Annotated in this window: 3 protein-coding genes; 1 reads left to right on the top strand and 2 read right to left on the bottom strand. The window is 59.5% G+C overall.

What is annotated here, in order from left to right:
• Positions 1-412: hypothetical protein (locus tag AC1DX0_RS34715; RefSeq protein WP_477358906.1), on the top strand; the 412-nt coding region annotated here is incomplete at its 5' end.
• Between the two features lie 48 nt (positions 413-460).
• Here AC1DX0_RS34715 and AC1DX0_RS34710 read toward each other — a convergent pair.
• Both AC1DX0_RS34710 and AC1DX0_RS34705 read right to left on the bottom strand, forming a co-directional pair.
• The gene (locus tag AC1DX0_RS34710) at positions 461-1,453 is read right to left on the bottom strand and encodes an HNH endonuclease (protein ID WP_477358903.1); all 993 of its coding nucleotides are present in this window, start codon (positions 1,451-1,453) and stop codon (positions 461-463) included.
• 69 nt (positions 1,454-1,522) lie between these two features.
• The gene (locus AC1DX0_RS34705) at positions 1,523-2,116 is read right to left on the bottom strand and encodes a DUF6456 domain-containing protein (protein ID WP_477358900.1); all 594 of its coding nucleotides are present in this window, start codon (positions 2,114-2,116) and stop codon (positions 1,523-1,525) included.
• Positions 2,117-2,382 lie beyond the last annotated feature (266 nt).

Below are 2,382 nucleotides of genomic sequence, written 5' to 3'. Positions count from 1 at the left end.
ATGCGACACAGTTCCAGCTCAGCTATCACCGGCCCGAGTGGCGATTTTTGGTGAGAGGTTGCCCTTTATGGCGGTTAAGCTAGTTCCCATAGCCGAAGGTAAGACCCCCAAAGACGTCCAAACAAACCGCTACATCTTTCTTCGGATAGCCGACACCGTGAAGTGCTTCTGCTTTAACAATCCTTCAAACGACGTTTCAGCGCCTGGTTGGCACATGCTCTACGCAGACAAGCGTGGAGAGTTCTCGAATGACTTTAAATTCGAGGTATTCGTGACAGAGAAGGGTACGAGGGGGTTGAAGCAGCGGAAACGGGAGGCGCAAGTGGTCTCCCAATTGCGATACGAATATGCGCTAAATCTTGTCCAGCGCCTTGGGGGGTCGTTAACTCGCATTGGCTTGGATTTCGTCTAACCGGAACCGCCGACAATACGGGCGGATCGTCATCGAGACTGGGCTTCGTTAAGACACGAAAACATCTGCACGATGATGTGCTAGATAGCCTTGCTGCGACGGGCTGAAGGTCCCTGTACACCAGACGACGGGGGCTTCGGCGAAACCAAAGCGCTGCATTGCCAACTGCTCGAACCCGAGACGTTGCAAATCTGTTTTGTCGACACGTGAGGAGACAAGAACCTCGCCTTCGTCGCCAAAACTGATGAACCCACGGTCAAACAGGTGATCGGCGTCTGGCGTGAGCAACAGGCCATTCATGCCATCGAGTCGCTCCTGCGCAGATGTGCACAAGCGCCAAGGCTTGATATGGCTGGCGATCAGAAGCGACGGATTGGTGACGCCAGTAAGCCGGCACGAGCGCTCGATAGTTTCAACATTCGCACGAAATTTCCCCTGGCCGCGCCGCGCTTGAATCACGCTTTTCTTAACGGTGTCCTCAAGGGTGAGATCTTCCTTGATCCGACGCTCAACTGCGTTTTCTAGCAGTTCATTGACTACTTCAAAGGTAAGGCTGTTGGCACCGCCACGCGCCAGAGCGGCGCCGTCAAAGGCCGCGCCATCGACGATCGTTTGAAACACCTCAGGCGAGACACTTGCCAAGTAGGCCTTTTGATTGCCAGATCCGGAGCTGGCATTAATTGGTGAATACTTGTCGGGCAAAAGCGGCCCCAGCACATTTATCAATGCCTTCGGGCGCACCGGCGGCAAAAGCGGTGTCCAGAATACAGGGAGAAGCCAGCCTTCCTGGTTCCAATAAGATCCAGCTTCCTTGAATTCGGGCGGCTTAGGCGCTGTAAAGGCGAACTCAGCCACTCGGCCGACATAGCGTATGGCTTGATCGAAGAACGACATGACTAGATCGCCGGGCGTGGCTCGACGCATGTTGTTATAGAACTCGCTGCGCGCGCCGTTGCTTTCAGTTTTCGGAGACCAGAGGTACTGCCCATCAATCTCTTGGCGGGCTGTTTGATTATGATTGACCCACCAAAACTGCGCCATCGTGATGAAATGCTAGAGGCAATTGTCGACCAAGTTCTAGGCTAGGCTGTCGACCTGTTCAAGGCGCCCTCACCTCCCCATCATCATCCCATAATGCACCGCCAGCAGATCCAGCCCGACTTTCAGCAGCTTCGTCACCACGTCCCTGCCCTCGCCTGTCTGTTCCGCCACGCCTTTGACCGACTCCCCCACGCAGCAGACTTTTTGCGCCACCGCCGCGACCTCCCAGTGCCCCAGCGCCCTGGTGGCGGCGGCGTGGGCGCGGCCGGCATCGAGGACGCTGTCGGCGATGCCACCGCCATGGCGGCCGCCGTCGACGCGTTCGCTCCAGCGCATCGGTTTGACGCTGGCCTGGTGGCTGCACTGGAAGTCCTCGCGGTAGCGCTGGCCGGCCTCGCGCTGCTGGCGCGACAGCGAGGTGATGCCGACGAGCGGATCGATGGTGCGCACCCGCACAATGCCGCCGGTGGAGGTGTAGCCGTCATTCGACACCTCGTAGACGCGCCGCGCTTCAGCCGTGCCGGCGGCCAGGCGCTTGCGGCCGAAGGCGTCGTCSYTSAGCGCGAAATCATGGCCGACCTCGCGGCGGATGCGCACCTGCTCGGCCTCGCCCTTGGGGAGTTTCGGCGCCTGCGGTTTGGCGGCTCTGGTCTTTTTGGGCATGGGGTGGTTCCTTGGGTTGCGTAGTTCTGGATGGAGGCTCGGCCTTACAGGACTTGGGTTCCTCGCCCCCGCAACGCGGGGGAGAGGTGGATCGGGCGAAGCCCGAGACGGAGCGGGGGCAGCGCCGACGGTCGACGAGAAGGCGACACGGCGAAACAAGTGATCTCGTGCTCCATCCTCAACCGGCTTTGGCTTGGTTGAGGGCGTCCCCCTCTCCGTCCCGGCTTCGCCGGGCCACCTCTCCCCCACTGCGTGGGGGCGAGGAA

The sequence above is a fragment of the Mesorhizobium sp. P3_A9 genome, assembly GCF_056402975.1.
Note: the sequence above shows the minus strand (reverse complement) of the source record. Positions and strands in the feature narration are given on the sequence as shown.